This window comes from Aquabacterium sp. TM01 (genome assembly GCF_057808345.1).
The window spans coordinates 1283576-1306432 of record NZ_AP046529.1 but is presented as its reverse complement, the minus strand read 5'-3'; the positions used below and the strand labels follow the sequence as shown (position 1 = coordinate 1306432).

Annotated in this window: 27 protein-coding genes; 5 read left to right on the top strand and 22 right to left on the bottom strand. The window is 64.5% G+C overall.

The features are described 5' to 3' along the window. Positions 1-2: 2 nt before the first annotated feature. The 4 genes from AC3WW4_RS06075 to AC3WW4_RS06060 form a co-directional block, all read right to left on the bottom strand. Positions 3-545, bottom strand: coding sequence for a chemotaxis protein CheW (locus AC3WW4_RS06075; protein ID WP_488827477.1), 543 nt, complete (start codon positions 543-545; stop codon positions 3-5). Positions 546-561: 16 nt separating this feature from the next. Then, on the bottom strand, positions 562-927 hold the full coding sequence (locus AC3WW4_RS06070; protein WP_300156099.1) for a response regulator: 366 nt from the start codon (positions 925-927) through the stop codon (positions 562-564). Between the two features lie 101 nt (positions 928-1028). Continuing rightward, positions 1029-1424: a response regulator gene (locus tag AC3WW4_RS06065; protein WP_422202382.1), complete on the bottom strand. Its 396-nt coding sequence runs from the start codon at positions 1422-1424 to the stop codon at positions 1029-1031. Positions 1425-1497: 73 nt separating this feature from the next. Further along, complete coding sequence (locus tag AC3WW4_RS06060) at positions 1498-1650, bottom strand: rubredoxin (protein ID WP_300156152.1); 153 nt, start codon at positions 1648-1650, stop codon at positions 1498-1500. A gap of 128 nt (positions 1651-1778) precedes the next feature. Between AC3WW4_RS06060 and thiD the strand changes: the two genes are divergently transcribed. Genes thiD through AC3WW4_RS06035 form a run of 5 tightly spaced genes read left to right on the top strand, consistent with a single transcriptional unit; the run spans position 1779 to position 6427 of the window. Next, on the top strand, positions 1779-2726 hold the full coding sequence (gene thiD, locus AC3WW4_RS06055; RefSeq protein ID WP_488827475.1) for a bifunctional hydroxymethylpyrimidine kinase/phosphomethylpyrimidine kinase: 948 nt from the start codon (positions 1779-1781) through the stop codon (positions 2724-2726). Beyond that, positions 2716-4008, top strand: coding sequence for a glutamate-1-semialdehyde 2,1-aminomutase (gene hemL, locus AC3WW4_RS06050; protein WP_488827474.1), 1293 nt, complete (start codon positions 2716-2718; stop codon positions 4006-4008). Before thiD ends, hemL begins: the two co-directional genes overlap by 11 nt. Before the next feature lie 6 nt (positions 4009-4014). After that, positions 4015-5391, top strand: a complete 1377-nt coding sequence (mpl, locus tag AC3WW4_RS06045; protein ID WP_488827473.1) for a UDP-N-acetylmuramate:L-alanyl-gamma-D-glutamyl-meso-diaminopimelate ligase — start codon at positions 4015-4017, stop codon at positions 5389-5391. A 32-nt stretch (positions 5392-5423) separates the two neighbouring features. Further along, positions 5424-6125, top strand: coding sequence for a class I SAM-dependent methyltransferase (locus AC3WW4_RS06040; protein ID WP_488827472.1), 702 nt, complete (start codon positions 5424-5426; stop codon positions 6123-6125). Then, positions 6122-6427 (top strand): CBU_0592 family membrane protein, encoded by a 306-nt coding sequence (locus AC3WW4_RS06035; RefSeq protein ID WP_488827471.1) that lies wholly within the window; start codon positions 6122-6124, stop codon positions 6425-6427. The genes AC3WW4_RS06040 and AC3WW4_RS06035 overlap by 4 nt, the downstream gene beginning before the upstream one ends. 15 nt (positions 6428-6442) lie before the next feature. On the opposite strand, the gene AC3WW4_RS06030 is transcribed toward AC3WW4_RS06035, so the two are convergent. From AC3WW4_RS06030 to AC3WW4_RS05945, 18 genes are read right to left on the bottom strand one after another with little or no spacing between them, the layout of a single operon-like run. After that, positions 6443-7165 carry a 4'-phosphopantetheinyl transferase family protein gene (locus AC3WW4_RS06030; RefSeq protein ID WP_488827470.1) on the bottom strand — a complete coding sequence of 241 codons (723 nt, stop codon included), beginning with the start codon at positions 7163-7165 and terminating at the stop codon, positions 6443-6445. After that, on the bottom strand, positions 7146-7595 hold the full coding sequence (locus AC3WW4_RS06025) for an excinuclease ATPase subunit (RefSeq protein WP_488827469.1): 450 nt from the start codon (positions 7593-7595) through the stop codon (positions 7146-7148). Before AC3WW4_RS06025 ends, AC3WW4_RS06030 begins: the two co-directional genes overlap by 20 nt. Before the next feature lie 23 nt (positions 7596-7618). Beyond that, positions 7619-8077 (bottom strand): hypothetical protein, encoded by a 459-nt coding sequence (locus tag AC3WW4_RS06020; RefSeq protein WP_488827468.1) that lies wholly within the window; start codon positions 8075-8077, stop codon positions 7619-7621. 19 nt (positions 8078-8096) lie between these two features. Beyond that, entirely contained in the window at positions 8097-9326 is a 1230-nt protein-coding gene (locus AC3WW4_RS06015; protein WP_488827467.1) for a beta-ketoacyl-ACP synthase, read from the bottom strand. Beyond that, positions 9323-10054: a 3-ketoacyl-ACP reductase FabG2 gene (locus tag AC3WW4_RS06010; RefSeq protein WP_488827466.1), complete on the bottom strand. Its 732-nt coding sequence runs from the start codon at positions 10052-10054 to the stop codon at positions 9323-9325. The genes AC3WW4_RS06015 and AC3WW4_RS06010 overlap by 4 nt, the downstream gene beginning before the upstream one ends. Continuing rightward, positions 10051-10521 (bottom strand): hotdog family protein, encoded by a 471-nt coding sequence (locus AC3WW4_RS06005; protein WP_488827465.1) that lies wholly within the window; start codon positions 10519-10521, stop codon positions 10051-10053. The genes AC3WW4_RS06010 and AC3WW4_RS06005 overlap by 4 nt, the downstream gene beginning before the upstream one ends. Further along, the gene (locus tag AC3WW4_RS06000; RefSeq protein WP_488827464.1) at positions 10521-11705 is read right to left on the bottom strand and encodes a beta-ketoacyl-ACP synthase; all 1185 of its coding nucleotides are present in this window, start codon (positions 11703-11705) and stop codon (positions 10521-10523) included. Before AC3WW4_RS06000 ends, AC3WW4_RS06005 begins: the two co-directional genes overlap by 1 nt. After that, a complete protein-coding gene (locus AC3WW4_RS05995) occupies positions 11702-12280 on the bottom strand; it encodes a DUF3261 domain-containing protein (protein WP_488827463.1) in 579 nt (192 codons plus the stop codon). Before AC3WW4_RS05995 ends, AC3WW4_RS06000 begins: the two co-directional genes overlap by 4 nt. Further along, positions 12268-13500: an NAD(P)/FAD-dependent oxidoreductase gene (locus AC3WW4_RS05990; protein ID WP_488827462.1), complete on the bottom strand. Its 1233-nt coding sequence runs from the start codon at positions 13498-13500 to the stop codon at positions 12268-12270. The genes AC3WW4_RS05995 and AC3WW4_RS05990 overlap by 13 nt, the downstream gene beginning before the upstream one ends. After that, positions 13497-15842, bottom strand: a complete 2346-nt coding sequence (locus tag AC3WW4_RS05985) for an MMPL family transporter (protein WP_488827461.1) — start codon at positions 15840-15842, stop codon at positions 13497-13499. The genes AC3WW4_RS05990 and AC3WW4_RS05985 overlap by 4 nt, the downstream gene beginning before the upstream one ends. A 20-nt stretch (positions 15843-15862) precedes the next feature. After that, complete coding sequence (locus tag AC3WW4_RS05980; RefSeq protein ID WP_488827460.1) at positions 15863-16507, bottom strand: outer membrane lipoprotein carrier protein LolA; 645 nt, start codon at positions 16505-16507, stop codon at positions 15863-15865. Beyond that, the gene (locus tag AC3WW4_RS05975; protein WP_488827459.1) at positions 16504-16953 is read right to left on the bottom strand and encodes an acyl-CoA thioesterase; all 450 of its coding nucleotides are present in this window, start codon (positions 16951-16953) and stop codon (positions 16504-16506) included. Before AC3WW4_RS05975 ends, AC3WW4_RS05980 begins: the two co-directional genes overlap by 4 nt. Then, complete coding sequence (locus AC3WW4_RS05970) at positions 16946-18499, bottom strand: HAL/PAL/TAL family ammonia-lyase (RefSeq protein WP_488827458.1); 1554 nt, start codon at positions 18497-18499, stop codon at positions 16946-16948. Before AC3WW4_RS05970 ends, AC3WW4_RS05975 begins: the two co-directional genes overlap by 8 nt. Next, entirely contained in the window at positions 18480-19484 is a 1005-nt protein-coding gene (locus AC3WW4_RS05965; protein WP_488827457.1) for a lysophospholipid acyltransferase family protein, read from the bottom strand. The genes AC3WW4_RS05970 and AC3WW4_RS05965 overlap by 20 nt, the downstream gene beginning before the upstream one ends. Beyond that, the gene (locus tag AC3WW4_RS05960) at positions 19484-20266 is read right to left on the bottom strand and encodes a glycosyltransferase family 2 protein (RefSeq protein ID WP_488827456.1); all 783 of its coding nucleotides are present in this window, start codon (positions 20264-20266) and stop codon (positions 19484-19486) included. The genes AC3WW4_RS05965 and AC3WW4_RS05960 overlap by 1 nt, the downstream gene beginning before the upstream one ends. After that, positions 20214-22013 carry an ApeI family dehydratase gene (locus tag AC3WW4_RS05955; protein WP_488827455.1) on the bottom strand — a complete coding sequence of 600 codons (1800 nt, stop codon included), beginning with the start codon at positions 22011-22013 and terminating at the stop codon, positions 20214-20216. Before AC3WW4_RS05955 ends, AC3WW4_RS05960 begins: the two co-directional genes overlap by 53 nt. Next, entirely contained in the window at positions 22006-22587 is a 582-nt protein-coding gene (locus AC3WW4_RS05950) for a COG4648 family protein (protein WP_488827454.1), read from the bottom strand. The genes AC3WW4_RS05955 and AC3WW4_RS05950 overlap by 8 nt, the downstream gene beginning before the upstream one ends. Further along, complete coding sequence (locus AC3WW4_RS05945) at positions 22580-22840, bottom strand: acyl carrier protein (protein ID WP_290731736.1); 261 nt, start codon at positions 22838-22840, stop codon at positions 22580-22582. Before AC3WW4_RS05945 ends, AC3WW4_RS05950 begins: the two co-directional genes overlap by 8 nt. Between the last annotated feature and the right edge of the window lie 17 nt (positions 22841-22857).

Here is a 22857-nt window from a genome sequence, read left to right as displayed (position 1 = left end):
CGTCAGACATCAATCTTCAAAAATGCATCGTCGGCCGACAGCGCGGCCAGATCCAGCTCGTACCAGACTCGCCCTTGCTCATCGACCATGGCCTGGCCAATGAAGTGGGGCTTGCCTGCGGACGCCTCCCTGGCGGCCGGCTTCAACATGCTGGCATTGCGCAATCCCAGCAATCGGTCAATCAACAGGGCCACATTCAACTGCAGGGCGGTGTTGAGCGCCACCAGGCGCCCCGCATCCCGGGCCGCCACGTCGGACAGGCTGCGGCCCGCACGGTCGGAGAGGCCCAGAAACATGGCGGCATCCACCACACCGTGCAACTGCCCGCGCAGGTTCGCCACGCCCAGGAACCAGGGCTGGCTGTGGGGCACGTGCTGAGCGGGAGAGAGCGGGAAGATTTCACCCGCCTGCTCCAGCGGCATCAGGAAACCATGGCCGGCGATCTCGACCGCGAGCCAGTTTCGTGTCGGCGCCTGATCCCGCACGGTCTGCAGACGCTCTGCCAGACGCTGTTGCAAGGCCCTGAGGGCTTCTTTGTTGGCCATCTGTGAGCCCCCGATCTCAGCCGAATGCCTTGATCTTGCGGAGCAACTCGTCAGGGTTCACCGGCTTGACGACGTAATCGCTGGCGCCTTGGCGCATGCCCCAGACGCGGTCGGTTTCCTGGTTCTTGCTGGTGCACATGATGACGGGCACGTTGGCGAACTGCGGGTCACGCGTGATGGCACGGGTGAGCTGGAAACCATTCTGGCCGGGCATGACCACGTCCATCAGGATCAGGTCAGGCTTTTCTTCCTGAAGGCGACGCATGGCCTCCTCACCGTTCTCGGCCGTGCGCACGGCATAGCCGCTCTTGGTCAGGAGTTCCGACAGCACGTGCAGTTCGGTTTTGGAGTCGTCAACAAGCAGTATTTTCTGGATCGGCATATCAAACCTTCTTCATGCGCAAGTGCTACAGGGGAGCCGGTGGCCTCGCGTGATCAACATTCATCCCTGGCAATGATCGGTGAGCAAACCCTCTCAGGCCGTCAGCCGCCGTACTGGGCAACCGCCTGCAAGAGCTGGTCTTTGGTGAAAGGCTTGGTCAGGTAGTCTTGCGAACCCACCATGCGGCCACGCGCCTTGTCAAACAGGCCATCCTTGGAGGACAACATGATCACGGGCGTGTTGGTGAACTTCGGATTGCGCTTGATGATCGCGCAAGTTTGATAACCATCCAGGCGCGGCATCAAGATGTCACAAAAAATAACATCGGGCGCATGGTCGTTGACCTTGGACAAGGCATCGAAACCATCTTCCGCCAGGACCACCTCGTATCCCCCTTGCTTGAGGAATATCTCGGCGCTGCGCCGAATGGTGTTGCTGTCGTCAATGACGAGAACTTTCTTGGGGCCCCGAATCTCGGGGCTGTCAACTTCAGGCACGAAAGCGTTCCTCCAAACTGTGTCCCAGGCCGGGTCAATCTCGAACCATTACAGCACGCTCAACCACATCGGATCAAAGCTGCACCATCTCGAAGTCTTCCTTGCGTGCACCACATTCCGGACAGACCCAGTTCATGGGAACGTCCTCCCAGCGCGTGCCAGCGGGGATGCCCTCTTCAGGCAGGCCGGCAGCCTCATCGTAAATCCAGCCGCAGATCAGGCACATCCAGGTACGAAATTCGTTCACGTCGACTTAAACCAGCTTGAATACAATGGACTGATTGTAGCCATCGGTCTTTCGCGCAAACCCAAGGGTTTGTGGGCAAGCAGACCTTATCTTTCACCAAAACCGCCATGAATGCTCAACTTCCCGGACAAGATCCCACCCTGGCGGACGAAGAACTGGAAGCCGGCGCGCCCGCTTGTGTCCTCAGTTTCAATGCCAATGACCCCACCGGCGCGTCCGGAATCGGGGCCGATATCGCGACGATCGCTGCCATGGGGGCGCATGCCCTGCCCGTGATCACCAGCATTCTGGTGCGCGATACCGCCGAGATCTTCGAGTCGCACGAGATCGATCCCGAGGCCGTTGCAGACCAGGCGCGCTCCGTGCTGGAGGACACCACCATCGCCTCGTGGAAGGTGGGCTTTCTGGGCAGCGCCGACGGCGTCAGCACAGTGGCCGAGATCCTCTCCGACTACACCGATGTGCCGCTGGTGTCGTATCTGCCCAACTTGTCGTGGATGGACGACGATGCACAGATGGCTTACCTGGATGCCTTCCGTGAGTTGATCCTGCCGGCCACCATGGTGTTGGTGGGCAGCCACAGCACCCTCACCGACTTCCTGTTGCCAGATTGGGACGCCGAGCGTCCGCCCTCGGCACGCGAGCTGGCCGTGGCCGCCGCCGAGCATGGCACCGACTATGTGCTGGTGACCGGCGTGCAACTGCCTGACCAGTTCATCGACAACGTGCTGGCTTCGCCCCAAGGCGCCATGTGCGGCGAGCGCTTCGAGCGCTTTGAAGCCAGTTTCGTGGGTGCCGGCGACACACTGTCCGCGGCCTTGGCCGCCATCCTGTCCACGGGCACCGCACTGGATGTCGCCGCCGCCGAGGCCTTGAGTTTCCTGGACCAGGCGCTGGATTCGGGCTTCCGCCCCGGCATGGGTGGCGTCATCCCCGATCGCTTCTTCTGGGCACTGCCCCCGGGTGAAGAACCTCTGGAAGAACAGACCTCTGAAGAGTCCGTCGACCTGCTCGACGACGCCGTCCCCCCTCTGCACTCACGCAATGTCCACTAACGCTTCGCTGTTTGAGCGCGCCCAGCGCGTCATTCCCGGCGGCGTGAACTCACCCGTGCGCGCGTTTCGCGCCGTGGGTGGCACGCCCCGTTTCATCACCCGCGCCGAGGGCGCCTACATGTGGGATGCCGAGGGCGCCCGCTACATCGATTACATCGGCTCCTGGGGCCCGATGATCCTGGGGCACGGCAACCCGGAGGTGCTGGAGGCCGTGCAGAAGGCCGCGCTGGACGGCTTCTCGTTTGGGGCGCCGACCGAGCGCGAGATCGAGCTGGCCGAGGAGATCCTCAAGCTGGCGCCCGGCGCCGAACAGGTTCGTCTGGTGAGCTCGGGCACGGAAGCGGGCATGAGCGCCATCCGCCTGGCGCGTGGCTACACCGGCCGCAGCAAGCTGATCAAGTTCGAGGGCTGTTACCACGGTCATGCCGATGCGCTGCTGGTGAAGGCAGGGTCGGGCCTGGCCACGTTCGGCCACCCCACCAGCGCTGGCGTGCCGCCGGAAGTGGTGCAGCACACCTTGGTGCTGGAATACAACAACATCGCGCAGATCGAAGAGGCGTTTGCCACCCAAGGCCACGAGATCGCCTGCGTGATGATCGAGCCGATCGCCGGCAACATGAACTTCGTGCGCGCCAGCGTGCCGTTCATGAAGCGCATTCGCGAGCTGTGCTCCCAGCACGGTGCCCTGCTGGTGTTCGACGAGGTGATGAGCGGTTTCCGCGTGGCGCTGGGCAGTGCCCAGAGCATCTATGCGCGCGACATTCCTGGTTTCAAGCCCGATCTGAGCGTGTTCGGCAAGGTCATTGGCGGCGGCATGCCGCTGGCCGCCTTTGCCGCCTCGCGCGAGATCATGTCCAAACTGGCCCCACTGGGCCCGGTCTACCAGGCCGGCACGCTGTCGGGCAACCCCGTGGCCACGGCCTGCGGCCTGACCACGCTCAAGCTGATTCAGCGCCCCGGCTTCTTCGAGGCCCTGTCGGCCCGCACCCGCAGCCTGATGGACGGCCTCACGCAGGCCGCCACCCAGGCTGGCGTGCCGCTGGTCACCGATTGCCAGGGCGGCATGTTCGGCTTTTTCTTTGCCGACACGCTGCCGCAGAACTACCAGCAGGTCATGGCCAAGGGCAGTGAGCGCTTCAACCGCTTCTTCCACCTGATGCTCGACCGCGGCGTGTACTTCGCCCCCGCCATGTACGAGGCCGGCTTTGTGAGCGCGGCCCACACGGAACAGGACATTGCCGACACGGTGGCTGCGGCCGCTGAGGCGTTCCGCCAACTCTGACCTTCCATGCACATCCACATTCTTGGCATCTGCGGCACCTTCATGGGTGGCGTGGCTGCGCTCGCCCGCGAGGCGGGTCACCGTGTTACCGGCTGCGATGCCGGTGTCTATCCTCCGATGAGCGATCAGCTCCGTGCCCTGGGCATCGACCTGATCGAGGGCTATGGCGTGGAGCAACTGGCCCTTCAGCCTGACCTGTTCGTGATCGGCAACGTGGTCTCACGCGGCAATCCGCTGATGGAAGCCATCTTGGACGCGGGCCTGCCCTACACCAGCGGGCCGCAGTGGCTGAGCGAGAACGTGCTGCAGGGCCGCCATGTGCTGGCTGTGGCGGGCACACACGGCAAGACCACCACCACGTCCATGCTGACGTGGATTCTGGAGTTCGCCGGGCAGCAGCCGGGCTTCCTGGTGGGCGGCGTGCCAGAGAACTTTGGCGTGTCGGCGCGACTGGGCGACACCGACGCTGCCACGCGGCCGGCCACGGGCCACCCCTTCGTGATCGAGGCCGACGAGTACGACACGGCCTTCTTCGACAAGCGCAGCAAGTTTGTGCACTACCGCCCGCGCACGGCCATCCTCAACAACCTTGAGTTTGACCATGCCGACATCTTTGCCGACCTGACCGCCATCGAAACGCAGTTCCACCACCTGGTGCGCACCGTGCCCGCCAGCGGTCGGCTGGTGGTCAATGCCCGCGAGGAGGCTTTGAGCCGCGTGCTGGAGCGTGGCTGCTGGAGCGACGTGGCGCGCTTTGGCGAACGCCGGGATGCGCCCGGTTTCCGTGCGCGCGGCGAGCCGCATGCCTTTGACGTGCTGAAGGCCGGCGTGCTGGTGGGGCGTGTGGAGTGGGCACTGTTGGGCGAACACAACCAGATGAACGCGCTGGCCGCGATCGCCGCTGCCGAGCATGTGGGCGTGATGCCACAGGTGGCCTGCGAGGCCCTGGGGCAGTTTGCCAACGTGAAACGTCGCCTGGAGTTGAAAGGCGAGGTACGTGGCATCACGGTGTACGACGACTTCGCCCACCACCCCACGGCCATCCGCACGACGGTTGATGGTCTGCGCCGCAAAGTGGGACCAGACAGCCGTATCCTGGCGGTGTTCGAGCCGCGCTCCAACACCATGAAGCTGGGCACGATGAAGGCTCAGTTGCCGTGGTCACTGGAGGAAGCCGACCTGGCGTTCTGCCACAGCGGCGGCCTGGGCTGGGACGCCTCGGAAGCGCTGCTGGAGATGGGCGAACGCGCCGTGGTGTCCGACAGCATCGACACCTTGGTGAGCAAGGTCGTCAAGGCCGCGCAGCCGGGTGATCAGATCCTGTGCATGAGCAATGGCGGCTTTGGCGGGATCCACGAGAAGTTGCTCAAGGCTTTGAGCTGAAGCGTGAGCTTGCGCACGCCAGGGAAACACAGATGAATGCAGCCTCACGAATCGAAGCTTTCGTAGAAGAAACCAACTTTGGGAACTGGTTTCTCAAGTCCAGCACGTGGAAAATTCATGTGCTGCGTCGCGCCCTGAACGACCTGCAACCGATGATTCCGCAAGGCAAGCGCTTCGAGCGCATCCTCGACGTGGGCTGCGGGTTTGGTCACTCGTTTCACGAACTGGCACAACGTTTTGAGCCCAAGGTGATCGTGGGCATGGACGCGGACCCACAGCTGCACGAGCGCGCCAGTGAGCAAGCCAGTCGCTGCTCATCACGCGTGGAACTGCACGCCGACAATGCCTCTCGGCTGACCTTGCCAGATGCCAGCTTTGACATGGTGTACTGCCACCAGACGTTTCACCACATCGTGGCGCAAGAAGAGGCCATGGCGGAATTCTTCCGGGTGCTCAAGCCCGGTGGCGTGCTGCTGTTTGCGGAGTCCACCCGCAAGTACATCCACTCGCTGCCCATTCGCCTGTTGTTCCGGCATCCCATGGAGGTGCAGCGCACGGCAAGCGAGTATGTGGCCATGATCCGCAACGCGGGCTTCGACCTTCCGGATGCCCGCATCTCCTACCCCTACCTGTGGTGGAGCCGTTCGGACATTGGCTTTTTCGAGTGGATTGGACGCCCTGTTCCGGCGAAGCGCGAAGAGACCCTGGTCAATGCCGTCGCGATCAAGCCATGACGGCGACCTCGATCACTGGTCCTACCGGTTTGCTGCCGAGCATCCACCGATTCATCCTCACACACATCAAAGCCATTGAGATGATCGGTGTGCTGATGCGCATCTGCAGCTTCAGCCTCGTCAGTTGGATGGGTGCCGCCAGCCCCTTCCTGTTCGTCTGGGCCGTCAACACCGTCGATGCCATCTTGCTGTCGTGGTGCGCGATTCTGAAACGCGATGCCGCGTACTCGCTACTCAATGTCTTCTGGATTCTGGTCGGGATCGTCGGGATGTTGCGTGCTACGGACATGCTGGGGCACTGAGTGCCTCAGCCCTGATCAGACATCAGCGCAACGCCGCCACGACTCCGTGGTGGTGGCCTGACGGAGCAAGCCCTCGCACTGCAATGCGGCCATCTGCACCGGTGCCACGGCCACCACCCAAGAAGGTGAGTGCATCACCACCGCATCGGCCCGCTGCGCTTCACAAGGTTCAAATTGAATGGCCGACATGGCCGGCGGATGGGGGGCCTGCTTGATCCAGGCCTCTTTCAAAGTCCAGCGCGCAAAAAACTGACGGCGACGCGTTGCGGCATCCAACGGCGCGAAAGCTTCTGCTTCATGCGCGCCGTGAATCATCGCCCCCAGGGCATCGGTATCACGCTGACGCGTGGTGTCTTCGACATCCACACCCATCGGCCATGACGCCGCCGCGCACGCGACCCAATCTGCACTGTGACTCAAGGACACATGCAGGGGCAGACTGTTCAAGTCAAACGGTGCGGCCATCAGCAACGGTGGCCCATCCTCGGCAGCGGACAGCACATAGTCGGACGCCACCCCGCCGTGCCATTGGGCCAGCGACCGCCGCAAGAACCAGCGGCCAGCCAGGAACTGCTGGCGTCGGCGCTGGGCCGAAATGGCTTCCCACCGTCCTTGCTCGCTCGCGCTCAGCCAGGCAGCCGACACATCAGGCAACGCCGCACAGATGGCCGCCACACTGGCCAGGCTCACATAAACGAGATCGGGGCTGGTGTCAGGCTCAGCGTGCCACTTTGGCAAAGGTGCCCTTCAGCGCCACGCCCACGACGAAGGCGCCGGCATGGCATTCGTAGTCCGTGGCGCTCTTGACCTCATCCTTCTTGTAGTAGCTGACGATGTCGACCACGGCGTTGGCCCCCAGGGATTTGGCCTTCTCTTGAAACGCAATCAGGGCGGACAAAGCGGCCCAACGGCAGCCTTCGTCATCGGCCTTCCCAAATCCGTTGGTTTTGCGGTTGGACACATCCGAGCTCAGGCGCTGCAACACCTTGGGTGTCTTCTGCCCGGCCAGATAGAACCGAACCGAGCCATCGAGTTTGGCCTGCGCCTCGGGCATCTCCAGCACTTCCGCGAACGGCAGATGCAGTTCCGTGTCGCGCGCCATGGCGGGAGACAGCAGCGACGCGCCGACCACGATGGCCAGCAAAGAGTTCTTGATATTGTTTTTCATGGTCCACCCAGTTAAGAGAAATATTATTTGATGGCTTCAGATTTGACAGCTGCCGCAGGCGCCAACTCGCCGGGAATCATGATTCGGGCCAGCAAGTTGCGAACCCACATGTTGTAAGTCGGGTGGATGAGTTTTGACCCGTCCTCACCGACCTCATAGTACAAGTTGGTACTGGATTCGTAGCTGAGCTGATAACCGGTCGCATCGTAATCGACCCGCACCACGGCCTTGTGCTTGTCCTGCTTGTTGTAGCTCAGGTGCATGACACCGGTGTTGTCTTGCTCGAGCACCCAGCCAAAGGGCTGCGAGCCCATCAAAATCGCCTTGCGGACCTGGGCGATGGTCACGCCCTCCTCGGTCATCGACTTCAAGACCACGCGATCGGGTGCCAGCAAAGGCACACTTCTCATCCGGGCCTGAGCCGTTGTGGCCAAGGCGGCACACAGCATCATCAACACCGCCCACACACGAATATATTTCATCTCATCTCCCGTTTATTAATCAATCGCGCCAGCGACGCAAAACCAATGAGGTATTGATGCCGCCGAACGCAAAATTATTGCTCATGACCAAGTCGGTATCGATGGCACGGCCACCTGCGCCGATGTAATCCAGCTCGCCACAGCGAGCATCCACCTCCGTGAGGTTGATGGTGGGCGCAAACCACCCGTCTCGCATCATTTCGAGCGACATCCAGGCCTCCAGCGCCCCACAGGCGCCCAAGGTGTGGCCCATGTAACTCTTGAGCGGACTGATGGGAATGCGACGACCGAACACTTCGGCGGTGGCATTGGTTTCAGCCAGGTCGCCATGTTCGGTGGCCGTGCCATGCGCGTTGACATAGCCGATGGCCTCGGGCGGCACGGCGGCACCGTCCAGGGCCAGGCGCATCGCCTGGGCCATGGTACGGGCATTGGGCTGGGTCACATGGGTGCCGTCGCTGTTAGTGCCAAAGCCGATGATCTCGCCGAGGATCCGGGCGCCACGCGCCTGGGCATGGCCCAACTCTTCGAGCACCAGGGTGCAGGCGCCCTCCCCCAGCACCAGGCCATCGCGCTCGGCGTCGAAAGGCCGAGGCGTCAGATGAGGGGTGTCGTTGACCGTGCTGGTGGCAAACAGGGTGTCAAAGACCGCGGCATCGATCGCATCGAGTTCTTCGGCGCCGCCCGCCAACATGGCCACCTGGCGTCCGCTCTGGATCGCTTCGAAGGCGTAGCCGATGCCCTGACTGCCTGCCGTGCAGGCGCTGGAGGTGGTGATGATCCGCCCGGTGATGCCGAAGAACACGCCGATGTTGACCGCCGCCGTGTGGGACATCATCTTGATGTAGGTGTTGGCCGTGATCCCTTCGGTCGTCTTGTGCATGATCATGTTGCCGCAATCGCCGATCGCAGCGGGGGACCCCACCGATGAGCCATAGGAGATGCCCATGCGGCCACTGCTGACCAGCGGATCGCCCAGGAGCCCGGCATCGGTCAGGGCAAGTTCGCTGGCGCGCACTCCCATGACCGCGACGCGCCCCATGCTGCGGGTGGCTTTGCGGTTGTAGTGGGCAGGCAGGTCAAAGTGGGCAGCCGGCGCGCCCAGGCGTGTGTTGAGTCCTTCGTACTCATCCCAGGCTGTGAGGTACTGCACCACATTGCGCTCTTCCTTCAGCCGGGCGCGCACCGTCGCCCAGTCATGTCCAAGGGGACTGAGCGCCCCCACTCCGGTGATCACCACGCGTTTCATCCGACCATCCCTCCATTCACCGAAATCACCTGACGGGTGATGTAAGCCGCATCGGGCGACATCAGGAACGCCACCGCGGCCGCCACCTCATCGGGTTGACCCATGCGACGCGCCGGGATCATCTTGAGCGCCTCTTCCAGCACATGGGGCTCGATCATGTCGGTGTCGATCAAGCCGGGGGCCACGCAATTGACGGTGATCTCACGCTTGGCCAGCTCGATCGCCAACGCCTTCGTGGCACCGATGATGCCGGCCTTGGCGGCGCTGTAGTTGGTCTGCCCACGGTTGCCCATCAGGCCCGACACCGAGGCCATCGTCACGATGCGGCCAGGCGAACGCCGACGCACCATGGGCATGATCACCGGGTTGAGCACGTTGTAGAAGGCATCGAGATTGGTGTGGATGACCTCGTCCCACTCCTCGCCGCTCATCGCCGGGAAGGCGTTGTCACGCGCGATGCCGGCATTGCACACCACGCCGTGATAAGCGCCATGCGCGTCCATGTCGGCCGTCAACGCGGCGGCAGCGGCCACGCGGTCGGCCACATCGAAGCTCAGCACGCGGGCCTCGCGACCGAACGCCCGCACGGCATCGGCCACCGCTTCCGCATGCTCGCGCTGCTGGCGGCAATGCACCACGATGTCAAAGCCGTCCTTGGCCAGGCGCAGGGCGATGGCCCGGCCAATGCCCCGGCTGGATCCTGTGACCAACACAAACCGATCTGTCATGCAGACTCCCGAGAGAAATTCAGAAACGCCGCCTCGTTGGGCGGCTCGAACACCGACAAATTGGCCTCAGCGGCCAGCGCGTCATCGACGAAGATCCGGCTGGCGAACATGCCCAGGCCGTTGTCACCCATCAGCTCGCAACGGGCTTCAATGCGCAGGCAATCGCCGACCAGGAAAGCCTGGCGGTGAACGCTGTAGCGCCGTGTGCCCAGCAGCAAGCCGACCTTGACCGCCTCGCCTTTCAAACGGGCGCGGTTGCCCGCCCAGGCCGCAATCGTCTGCGCCATGTACTCCACACCGACCCACATCGGTGCGCGACCATCCCGCACGAAATAGCTGTCGGGGCGCAGCGTGGCCTGCGCGACCACCGTCTCGTCATCGGCCGACAACACCGTGTCCAGCCAGCTCATGGCGCCGCGGTGCGGGACCAGGTCTTCCACCGCCACAGCGGCCAGATTCTCAGCCATCAGGCGGCCCCCAGGATCAAGGTGGCATTGCTGCCACCAAAGGCAAAGGAATTGGACATCACGTAGCGCGGTGCGCGCCCGAGTCGGTCACCCGGTCGCACCACGGCCAAGGCTGGCAGGGCCGTATCGGACTGCCCATCCCACCAGTGCGGTGGCAGCAGGCCCTGTGGGTTGTCGACCAGCGTCAGCCAAGCAAAGGCTGCCTCCAAGGCCCCGGAGGCCGCCAGCGTGTGACCCGTCAGCGGCTTGGTGGAGCTGACGGGCACCTCGCAGCCCAGAACCTCGGCCACCGCCAGCGATTCCATCGCATCGTTGTGCGGGGTCGCTGTGCCATGCAGGTTCAGGTAGTCGATGGCGTCGGTGCCCAGGCCGGCACGTGCCAGCGCAGCACGCATGGCACGGATCGCCCCCAGGCCGGTCGGATCCGGTGCCGACATGTGGTGCGCATCGGAGGTTTCACCCCAACCCGCCAACCTGACCGGGCCGGCTTCACGGCCCATCAGGAACATCGCGGCGCCCTCGCCCAGATTGATGCCGCAACGGTGCTGCGACAAGGGGTTGCACACCTCGGGCGAGACCGATTCCAGCGCCGAGAAGCCCGCCACAGTGAACGCACCCAGCACATCGCATCCACCCGCGATCACCGCATCGGCCAGGCCGGCGTTGAGCAGGCGGGCCCCGCTGGCCAGCGCCTTGGCCCCCGATGAACAGGCCGTCGAGATGACATGGGCGATGCCTGTGAGCCCCAGGGCCACGGCCAGACACTCGGCGAGATTGCCCAACTCCTGCTGGGCATAGGTGAAGTCATCTGGCCATGACTGATCTTGTTCGAACTGCGCGCGTGCGGCTTCGCCTTCCGGCAAGCCGGAGGTGCTCGTCCCCACCACAATGGCAACGCGGTCCGCGCCATGGCGGGCGATGGCCGCGTCCACCGCGGGCCGGATCTGCGCCAATGCCGCCCAGGCCATGGCGTTGTTGCGCGATTGATAGGGCACCGGCAGGTGCCGCAGGTCAGGCAGCGCCTGCGCCACCTCACCCACGTGCAGGACGCGACCCGGGGAGTAGCGATCGGTCGGCGTCAAGCCACGGGCTTGAGCGGGATGCATGAGCGCCTGGCGCACGGTGCTCACGCCGCTACCCAGCGAACAGATCAGCCCAAGCTCTTGCAGATAAACCTTTGTCATGGGGCCCCAAAATCAGGTTGTGCGCCTTGTGTCTGCAGTCGCACGACATAACCACGCTCACGATGCCTCAGCTCGATCACGCCAGGGCGTACGGCACGCATGTCGAGCACCACGGCATCGCCATGCCGCAACTCGCGGCCGTCGGCCCGTGCCAGCAGCGTCCAGCCTGTGGGCAAGGCTCCTTGCACCTGGGCCTGAGGCCACCAGACATACTGCAGGTCACTCAACACATTGTCGGCGGAGACCACGCTGGGCCAGCCCGGCGCCAGGGATTGCGTCAGCGTCTGGCCATCCCAGGATAGACGCGCGATGGTCTGCCCCAGTTGCAACACGGCCAGACGCAGTTCGTCCTGATCCACTTCCAGCGCGGTCTCGAAAACGCGCACCTGTCCGTGTGCCTCGACCTCCATGCGCTGCACGACGGCCAGCTCCCGGCCCAGCGAAGCCGGACTCAGCCGCAGCAGGGGCGCCGACTCAACCGGCCGCCAACTGGCACAGCCGCCCAGCATCAGCGCCAAGCTGCTGCCCACCAGAGCGGCCAGCACATGCCGACGCGTCCGATTCACTGGGCGCACAAGGCCTCCAGCACGCCCAGGCGTCGCTTGGCTTCGGCAACATAAGGGTTGGACGTGTCCCAGGCGTAGCCTGCCAGGATCGACGCGATCATGCGACGAACCTCGGGGGAAGCGTTCTCGTGGAAGATGACCTGCTGGAAGCCGCCGGCGTACCAGGACTCGACAAACACGCGGAAGGTGTCCACACCCGCCTTCAAGGGGCGAGCGTAGTCAGCCTCCCAGTCCACCGTCTCGCCCTTGAACTGCCGGTCCAGGCAGGCAGCCGCCAGGCTGGCGGATTTGAAGGCGATCGTGACACCGCTGGAGAAGACGGGATCGAGGAACTCGCCCGCATTGCCCAGCAGGGCGTAGCCCCGTCCCCACAGGCTCTTCACATTGGCCGAGTAGCCGGTGATGTGACGGGCGGGCGTGTCCCACTCCGCATTGTCCAGCAAGCGGGCCAGGCCCGGCTCTTCGGCGACCAACTGCTGCAGGCGCTCGGTGTCGGTGCCCGTGTAGCGCGCCAGAAAGTCCGTGTGCGCCACCACGCCTTGGGAGCAGCGTCCATCGGAGAACGGGATGGTCCAGTACCAGACGTCGCAGAACTCGGGGTGCACCGAAATCCGGATCTTCTGGCGGTCAAACTCACCGCCCAGGGGCATGTTGTCCTTCACGTGCGTGAAGATGGCACCGCGCACCGGGAAGTTGGACGGGTACTCCAGGTCCAGCAGACGAGGCAGCGTCCGGCCAAAGCCGCTGGCATCAAGCAGGAAGGCACTGCTGACCTGGTAGGTGTCACCGGCCGGGTCGCGCACGGTCACGATGGGACGCTCACCGGACAGGTCGACCGCCAGCACCTCGTGCTGGTAGCGAACCTCGGCGCCCAGGCGTTCGGCCTCCTTGGCCAAAACATGGTCGAAGCGGGCACGCTGCACCTGGTAGGTGGTGCCCCAGCCCGCCGAGAACTTGTCCCGAAAGTCGAAGTCGGTACGGCGGTCGCCACGCGCAAACGAGGCCCCATTCTTGAACTGGAACCCGGCCTCGACCACGGCTTGCAGCATGCCGGCCTCTTCGATGTAGGCCATGCTCTGAGGCAGCAGGCTTTCGCCGATCGAAAAGCGGGGGAAGGTTTCTTTTTCAATGATCAGAACCTGATGCCCCTGCTTCTTCAACAAACCGGCCGCCACCGCGCCGGCCGGGCCGGCGCCGATGATCAGGATGTCGCTGTGTTCCAGTTTCACGAATTTCCTCTTTTCGTTGGATGAATCAGTCGCATGGTGGGGGCCAGCAGGCAGACCAGCGTCAAGCCGATCAACAAGGTCAACCCGAAGGCCCGCAAGGCCGGTGTGGACGACAGCGCCAGCAGGCCAAAGGACAGCCCCGTGCTGATGGCCCCCAGGAGCACCGCCAGCCAGGCATGGCCCTGCTGCTCGCCGGGGTGTTCCAGCAAGAAGATGCCGTAATCGACCCCCATGCCCAGCAAGAGCATCAGGGCCAGCAGATTGAACAGCTGGAAGGGCTCGCCCATCAGGCCCAGGATCGCCACGCACACCAGCGAGCCCAGCGCACAGGGCAACCAGGCCCGCCATGCCGAGCGGCCAAAGCGCAGGTACAAGGTGACCAGCACCAGGACATGACCGAGCACCAGCAACCAGCCCATGACGCCACGAAAGCGTCCCATCAGCTCAGAGATGTCGTCGGCACGGTCCACCCATTGCACGCCCGCCACGCTCGGCGCCAGGGTGCGCAAGGCTTGGGCCTGGGCCTGCTGGCTCAGCCCGCGGATGAGCACGACACTGGCAAAGCCGTCGTCCTGCGCCCCCAGCCACTGGGCCCGCAGGCCGCTGGAGACCGGACTGGTCAGCCACTGGCTCAGCGTCAAGGGCTGTTCGGCAAAGGCGGGCCGGTGCAGGTCTTCGCCGACCGCCTGCCCCACTTCATGCAGCACCGCGCGCTCACGCGCTTGGGTCAGTGCGCGGTTGTCATGTTGACGCTGGCGGGACGGCACCCAGTCTGACACCGCACTCACCCCGATCCGGGTGTCGCCATGAGGCGCTTTTGCCTGCCACGCGGCCACAGCCTGCTTGAGTGCCTCTTCACGGCTCAACACCTCGTCTTCCGTGCGCCCCTGCACCAGGAAGAACTGGGCCGGACTGGGCATCTGCAGCAAACGCCCCACGGCCATCTGCGCCTTCAGCAAAGCGGGCGGAGACGACTGCAGTTGCCGCAGGTCGTCGTTGACGTGCAGACGCGCCAGACCCGCTGCGCAGATGATGCCCAGGGTCAGCAGCGCGATCCACAAACGTGCCTTCGTCAACACAGGCCAGTGCGTCAAGGTCGAGGCCATGCCCATCGCAAACCGGCCAGCGCTGAGTTGGCCTCGGTCCATCCAAGGAAACCAGCAGACCGCCGTGGCAAAGGCCGCCATCAGACCGACGGCCGAGAACAGGGCCATCTGGCGCAAGCCTGGGAAGGGGACCACCGCCAGCACCAAGTAGCCCAAGACACTGGTGGCCAATGCCAGCAGCAGACCGGGCAGCAAATGCCGCATCAAGGACCAGCGTGGCTGACCGGGCTCGCCCAGTCGGGACGCAAAGTAGTGGATCCCGAAGTCCTCGGCGACGCCCACCAGGCTGGCACCAAACACCAGTGTGAGCAGATGGACCTGACCAAAGACCAGCACGGTCACGGACAGGCCCGCCGCACACCCGATCACCAGAGACAGGGCAATCAACAGCATCGGACCGACAGCCCTGAATGCCGCCAGCACCAGTGCGATCACCGCCAGCAGCGATCCCCAGCCGATGGTGTTCATCTCTTGGTTGCCTTGTGCAGCCCCCGCTTCCGCATGCAAGGGCACACCCGCCGCCAGTACCGTCAAGCCGGCACCGAGATCGCCACGCGCCGCCGTCTCGGCGTTCGCCAGCGCATCGCCCCAACGGCGTTGGCCATCAAACCGGAAGGCCGATCCGTGGGTCTCGTACAAGAGCACCGCCCAGTCACGACCTGCTGGCTGCTCCTTTACCCACAACAGACCATCACGCGGTCGTGCGGCGCTCAAGCCGCCACGCTCTGCCCACCATGAGGACCACAAGCCCAAGGGGTCAGCCAGCCAATTCGTCGGTTGCCCCATGCTGAAGCCATGAAGCCGGCCCATCGCCTGTGCCGCCAAAGCCGACACATCGGCCTGGGGCAAGGCGGCACGCTGTGCATCGGTCAGCAAGACGTCGCGCCAAGGTGCATAGAAGGACATGATCTGGTCAGACGGCACCGCATCCTGCACAGGCCGGAGCCCGGCCTGTTCCGCCTGGAGTGCCTGGTCAAATCGCTGCGCCGCCTGACGGACCCGTTCCCAGTCAGCACCGCCCAGCATCACCACCACACGCCGCTCGCCCTGCTCGGCCAACTGCTTCATCGCCCGCTGTGCAGCGGGTTGCTGCTCGTCCTGCGGCAACAGCGCAAACACATCAGAGTCCAGCCGCGGCGACTGCCAGAACTGCCACTGGTGCCAGCCCAGCACGGCGACCACCAGCAGCCACAACAGCGGCAGCCAGAGGGGTCCACGTTCAGAACGGTCGCTCACACCCAGTCCCTTGTCTGTCTTCAATTGAAGCGCGCGGCTTCAGCCTGAGTCAGGCTGGTGCTGCTGTGATGGGCAAAGCGGATGCGGCTCTCATCGCCGGCGCCCTCGGTCAGGCGCACCTGTTGGACATGGCGGTCGCCCTCCATGTCAATGCGAGCGATGAAGCGCCGCAAGGCCTCGTCCTTGGGCACCAGTGACATGCGCCAGCCTTGCGAACCCTGCAAAGCGCCGTCGACCTGGAAGCGCTTGCTCAACGCTCTCAGGTCACCCCCCAACACCGCCATCAACAGCTCGTTGACCGCACGCAAGCCAGGCTCCTGGCGCGCATCCATCTGCTGCACGCCTCCCTCGGTGACCGTCATCAGCCGCTCGCGTGTGACCACCAGCGTAGAGGGAAAGGGTTCGAGCGTGAGCCACTGAATGCCCTGGCCCCTCGCGATCAGAAAACGTCCGCGTGACAACAGGGGCTTCTTGAAGCCCTTGATCGTCTTGATTTGCTCGAAGTCGCCCCGGATGACCACTGCGTTGTCCATGCGACGGGCGGCTTCGGTCAACCAGTCTGGGACAGACGATTGCGATGGCGATTGCGCATACCCGCCATGGGCCGGCCACAAAGACATCAGCACCGCCCCGCCCATCCACGTCATGAGTTGACGTCGCTTCATGGTTGCGGCCCTTTCACGCCCAGGCGCTCAAACAGCACGGGCGGACACACCCAGCACATCTCCCGTGTGGCGATGCACAGCGCCACCTGGATCGAGCTCGCCTTGTGCAGGCGCGCCCCCGTCTCGGCGCAGGTGACCACGTAGTCGATGCGCAGGCGGTTCTCCCACTCCACGATCGTGGCGCGGATGCGGACCCGCTGGCCATAGTGGATCGAACCGACGTACTTCATCCGCATGTCCACGATGGGCCAGGCATAGCCGGACTCCCGCATCTGCGGGTAGTCGTAGCCGAACTTTGCCATCAGGGCATTGCGCGCGATCTCCAGGTACTTGACGTAGTTTCCATGCCAGACGATGTCCATCGGATCCAGGTCATGGAAAGCCGGCGTCAGCTCAATCTCGTGACTGAGATCCGGCCGCGCATCCGCAGGCGTCGGCTCAATCACGATACGGCTCCCATACGCCATCGTGAATGCCCTGGATCAGACGGCGCAAATCCACATCCAGCGCGCGGTCCTCCTCCACCAAGGCGATGTGATCGGACAACTGCCCCAAGAAAGCTGCCAGCGCATCCGGCAGGGGCAATGCCGCCACGCACTGACGCAAGGCCATGGCCTGACGGGCGGCAATCAGCATGGCAGCCGTCACCTGCTCGGTCAGCTCCAACACACGCAGCGCGTCGCGCGCAGCGATGGTGCCCATGCTGACCTTGTCCTGGTTGTGGCACTCGGTCGAGCGCGAGAACACCGACGCCGGCATCGTGTGCTTGAGGGCCTCGGCCGTCCAGGCCGACACGCTGATCTGCAGAGCCTTGAGGCCATGGTTGATCGCAGCACGCGGCCCCTGTGCGCCCGAGAGATTGGACGGCAGGCCATGGTTGAACTTGCTGTCGACCAACAAGGCCAGTTGCCGGTCCAGCAGGTCGGCCACGTTGGCCACGGCAGTCTTCAGGGTGTCCATCGCCATGGCGATGTGGCCTCCATAAAAGTGCCCGCCATGCAGAACCCGCTCGCCATCGGGGTCGATCAGCGGGTTGTCATTGGCACTGTTGAGCTCGTTCTCGATGAGCTGGCGCAGCCAGGGCAAGGCATCCTCCAGCACACCGATGACATGGGGCGCACATCGCAAGGAGTAGCGATCCTGCAAGCGCTGCTCATTGCGCGCCGGGCGATCACAGTTGAGGTCCTGGCGCAGACGCCGCGCCACCGATTGCGGCCCGAGATGCGGCTTGAAGCCGAACAAGGTCTCGTCGAAATGGTGGGCGTTGCCATCGGCCGCCCACACATTGCAGGCCGTCACGCGCGTGGCCAGGCGCACCAGCCGCTCGGCGCGCTGCCAGGCCAGACAGGCCAGGCCGGTCATCACCGAAGTCCCGTTCATCAAGGCCAGCGCCTCCTTCGGGCGCAAGCGCAGCGGTTGCAGACCAAGGCGTGGCAAGACCTCCTTGGCCGGCTGCACACGCCCTTCCCACCAGACGTCGCGCTCACCGCACAACACGGCCGCCACATAGGACAAGGGCGTGAGGTCGCCACTGGCCCCCACTGACCCCTCGGCGGGAATCAGCGGCAGGACATCGTGCACCAGCAGCTGTTCGAGCTGAACCAACAGGCCCAGGCTCACCCCCGAGACGCCCTGCGACAACGAAGCCAGGCGTGCCACCAGCACGGCCCGTGTTTCCTGCGGGCTCAGATACCGCCCGGCCCCGATGCCATGGTAGGTATAGAGGTGATGGGGCAGTTCGGCGACCAGGTCGGCCGGGATGCTGACCGTGCAGGAGTCGCCATAGCCCGTCGTCACGCCATAAATGACCCCGTCCTCACGGAGCAGGCGATCCAGAAAGGCGGCGCCACGCTCGATGCGCGCCGTGAAGTCAGGTTGCCTGCTCAGTTGCGCGGTCCGCTGGCGCGATGCCAGCGCGACCACATCGTCGATCGCCAGGCGCTGGCCGTCAAAGACCACCGCCTGGGCGCCCTCAGTGTGTTGATCCGTCATGTTGTTCCGCACGAGGCGCCACCGCCCCCTGCTGCCAAAAAGAAAAGAAATTGAACCAGGCCAGGGGCGAGCGTGCGAGCACGGTCTCCAGCCAATCTGCAAACTGCTGCGCACAGACGGCCATGGCCTCGGCCCTGGCCTTGCGCGGCAGCACCAGTTGTTCCGCCAGGCAATGCGCATGCAGCACGTAGCCAAGGCCGCCACCGGGCAAGGTTTCGCGCACACAGGCCATCGCGTACAAGGGGCACTTGAGCAAAGCGGCCAGCACATAAGGCCCCACCGGCCACTGGGCTTCCTGCCCCAGAAAGTGCGCCGGCACGGTCATGCTCTGATGCACCGGCACGCGGTCACCCGCGATGGCCACGAACTCGCCCTGGGCCACCTTCTCCGCCAGCAAAATGGCCGTGGCCGGGTTGACCTCGGTGACCTGAATCAGCCGCACCTCGCTGTCAGGATGTAGGCGCTGCAGCAGCCGGTTGAAACGTTCGGCATGGATGGTATGCACCAGGACATTGAGGCGCACGCCACGATGGCGCTCGGCACTCACGCGGCACAACTCCATGCACCCCACATGCCCCGTGACGATGACCGCCCCCCGCCCCTGTGCGACCAGCGCCATCAGCCCTTCTTCGCCCACCGTGCGCAAGGCCCCCTCGGGCATGGCCCCGCTCATGGCCAGCAGCTTGTCCAGGATGGTGTCGGCAAAGGACAGGAAGTGGGCCAGCGTGTCTCGCCAACCCGGCGCATGCCCCAGCACCTGGGTGTGAGCCTCCAGCTTCTGCAGGTAGACCAAAGACGCATGACGCGCCTGACGCCGGGTCGCCCAGTAGTAGATGACCACGGGGTACAGACAGGCCCGAAACGGCAGACGCCCCAGGACGCGATAAATCCAGAACAAAAGGCGGATGCCCGAGACAAACGTATGCTCGGTCAAACTCGCCCAGTGCGGGGCGGCCACATCCTTCGCCACAGGTGCATGCCCCATCAAGCCACCTTGCGCCACAACAGCATGGGCAGACGCAGCAGCATGCCCAGGAACAGGCGTGCGTGCATGCGCGAGATCAGCACGTTGTCCAGCAGCATCTTGAAGTGGGAGACCCCATCGAGCGGGTAGCTGACCCGGGTCGGCAGGCTGACGATGGGCACCCCACGCCAATGCAGCCGCACCAGCAACTCCGGATCGAAATCCATGCGGCGCCCCAGCTTGACCTGATTGATCAAATGCACCGCAGGCTGCAACGGATAGACCCGATATCCGCACATCGAGTCGCGGATGTCCAGCGAGAGCGTGTTGATCCAGACCCATACATGGGTGAGGTAGCGGCCATACAGGCGCCCCTTGGGAACGGATTCGTCGTACACCGGCACCCCACAGATCACCGCGTCGGGGTGCTGTGCCGCCGCAGCGAGGAACTTGTCGATGTCGGCCACATCGTGCTGACCATCGGCATCAATCTGCAAGGCGTGACTGAAACCCAAGGCCAGCGCCTGACGCAATCCCGCCATCATGGCGCCGCCCTTGCCCTGGTTCACCGGCAGGCGCACCAGAGTCATGCCTGTGCCCTGCCGGGCGGCCAGCTCATCCAGCACCCGGGCACAGCCTGGCTCGCAGCCATCGTCCACCACGATGACATGCAGGCCATGCGCCCGCACCGAGTCGACCATCAGGCCAATGGTTTGCGGGTGGTTGTAGCAAGGGATGACGGCCACCGGTTTAAACACGGCCGGCTCCTTCGTCGACACGCCAGACCGCGCGGCCACTGGCATGCTCCCTCGCCTCGCCAGCTGCCTCCACCTCCGCGTCCGCCTGCGGGGCTTGCGAGTACAGACGGAACTGCAACACCGCCAGATCGGGCTCCTGCGGCTTGGTCTTGCGCTGCAGGCTGACATACAACGTGGTGCCCGGCGTCACCGGATTCACAAACTTGAGCGCCTCCAGACGCACGAAGTGAGGCGGCAGGTCAAAGCACGCACGCCCCAGCATCAGCGCCCAGTCCAGCTGGGCCACACCCGGCAGAATCGGCGCACGGTCGAAATGGCCTTTGAACACCGACAGCCGTTCATGGATGTCCAGGCTCGCGAGGGCCTCGTCGGCGCCGCGCGTGAGCCACGTCACTGGGGGCGACTCGGGCATCACCGCCCCGCTCGACGTGGTCTCGGCAAACAACTCGCGCAGCAAGCCCTCCGGGGTCTTGCCTTGTGCATTGAGCGGCATGGCCTCCACAAAGCGCCAACGCCTGGGCAAGGCCATCGGCTCAAGTGTGCTCACCAAGGCCTCTTTCAGTCGATCCGTCAGCGCACGGCGGCCCTGTGCCAGCAACGCCCGCCCGGCGCTCGACGCCACCAACACCGCCCCCACCCGCTCACCAATGGGCGTGAGCACGACCACCGCCCGCGCCTCCTGCACCCACTCGGTCTCGCGCAAAGCCTGCTCGACTGCGGTCAGGGACACCCGCTTTTCCTCGATCTTGACGATGCGGTCCTGCCGGCCTAACAGCAGGAAGCTGCCCTGCCCCGCTGGTTCGACCCGATCCGACGTGCGCCACCAGCCTGCCGCAGGCAGGCGGGGCGAATGCACGGACAAGCAGCCCTCTTCCATGCGCCACTGCACATCGGCAAACGGCGCCCAGGCGGTGTCAGCCTGGCTAGCCTGGCGCCAGGCGATGCCGCCGGTCTCCGAGCTGCCAAACACCTCGATCGGCCGCTCGCCAGTCAGATCTGCCACCTGCGTGGACACCTCGAAAGGCAGAGGTCCGCCGGACGAAAAGACCGCGCGCACGTTCGCACGCACCGCCGCCCAGTTCAGATGCTCCCCCAGCCGTTTGAGGTGCGCGGGCGTGGCCACCAGCACCGCGGGGCCGGTACCCAGCGCCTGGATCATGTCCTCGGGATACAGCAGACGCTGGGTCGCCAGGGGTCGGCCGGCAGCCAGCGGCCACAGCACCAAAAAGAGCAGCCCGTAGATGTGCTGATGGGACACTGTGGCCCAGATCACGGGAGGGACCGCGCCCCCCTGATCCAGGCGCACCCCGAAGGCCTGCTCCAGCGCCTCGACCTCGGACCAGAACGGCGCCAGGGTCTTGTCAATGGCCTGCGGCTGCCCTTGCGACCCCGAGGTGAACACCTTCAGCACAGTGGCGTCCAGATCCAGGGGATGCCGCGCAGGCACCGCCCCGCCCGGCGCGGCCGCCTGCAAACCCTCAGGCAGATCACCTGCCAGGCCACAACCCAGCTCCCGCAAGGCTGCCAAGGTGGCCGGGCGATCATCGCCGGGCAGCAGCACCTCCTTGCCCGCATGCCACGCGCCGAACAGGGCGGTGGCAAACACCCAGGGGTCCTGAACATAGAGCGCCCACACGCGGCGCTCCTGAGCCAGGAAGGCGCACTGCCAGCGCTCGACCAGCATGACGAAATCCGCATGCGTGCGGAGCGTGCCGTCCGCTTGCCGCGCCACCACCCGATTGGCATCAGCCGGTCGGCAGGCCAACTCGCTCAACGCCATCCACTCACGCATGCGGCCCCCCGGTCATCGGCACCGCCGCAGCCGAACCGCGAACGCGCTGGCGCACCAACCACTCCACCGCGGCGATCACACCCATCAAGACGTAAGAAATGGCGCCGTTGTAGAGGGCCCACTGCGCCTCCGTGCCCCACAGGGTCGTGGCCAAGGCGATGCTGCCATTGAGCAGGAAAAAGCCGCACCACACGAACGTGACCTTGCGGGTGTACACAACGGCCACCTCGGGCAGATCGGGCTCTCTCAAGCGGGCCAGGCGTTCGATCGCGCTGGGTGGATGGATGAGGGTCGAGGCAAACATCACCAGCATGAAGACATTCACAGCCACCGGGTAGAGCTTCACCGGCATCAAGGCATTGCCCAGCCAACTCATCATGGCCAGAGTCAACGCCACCGCCACCACCCCCCAAGTCGCCAGCGTGCGACCCAAGCCCAGCCGTACCAAGGCGATGGCCAGCAACAGCAAGGCCAGCCAGCGCGGCTCAAACCGCCCCAGCGACAGATAGACCACGGCGGGATACGCCAAGGTCACCGCCCCCAGGGCGAGGTTGCTCCACAGCCGTTTAGGCACCGACCTGCTCGCCAGACACCAGCTTGTACAAGGCATCGGCCACATCATTGACCGTGCGCACCGTCTTGAAAGCCTCCGGCTGCAAGCGCTGGCCCACCATGGGCTTGAGCTGCACCATCAGGTCCACCGCATCGATGCTGTCGATGTCCAGATCTTCACGCAGGCGGGCTTGCGGCACCACCAAGGCGGGATCCAGATCAAAGGTCTTCACCAGGATGTCAACGATGCGTTGAAGGATTTCGTCTTTGGTCATAACAGGCATTCCGCAAG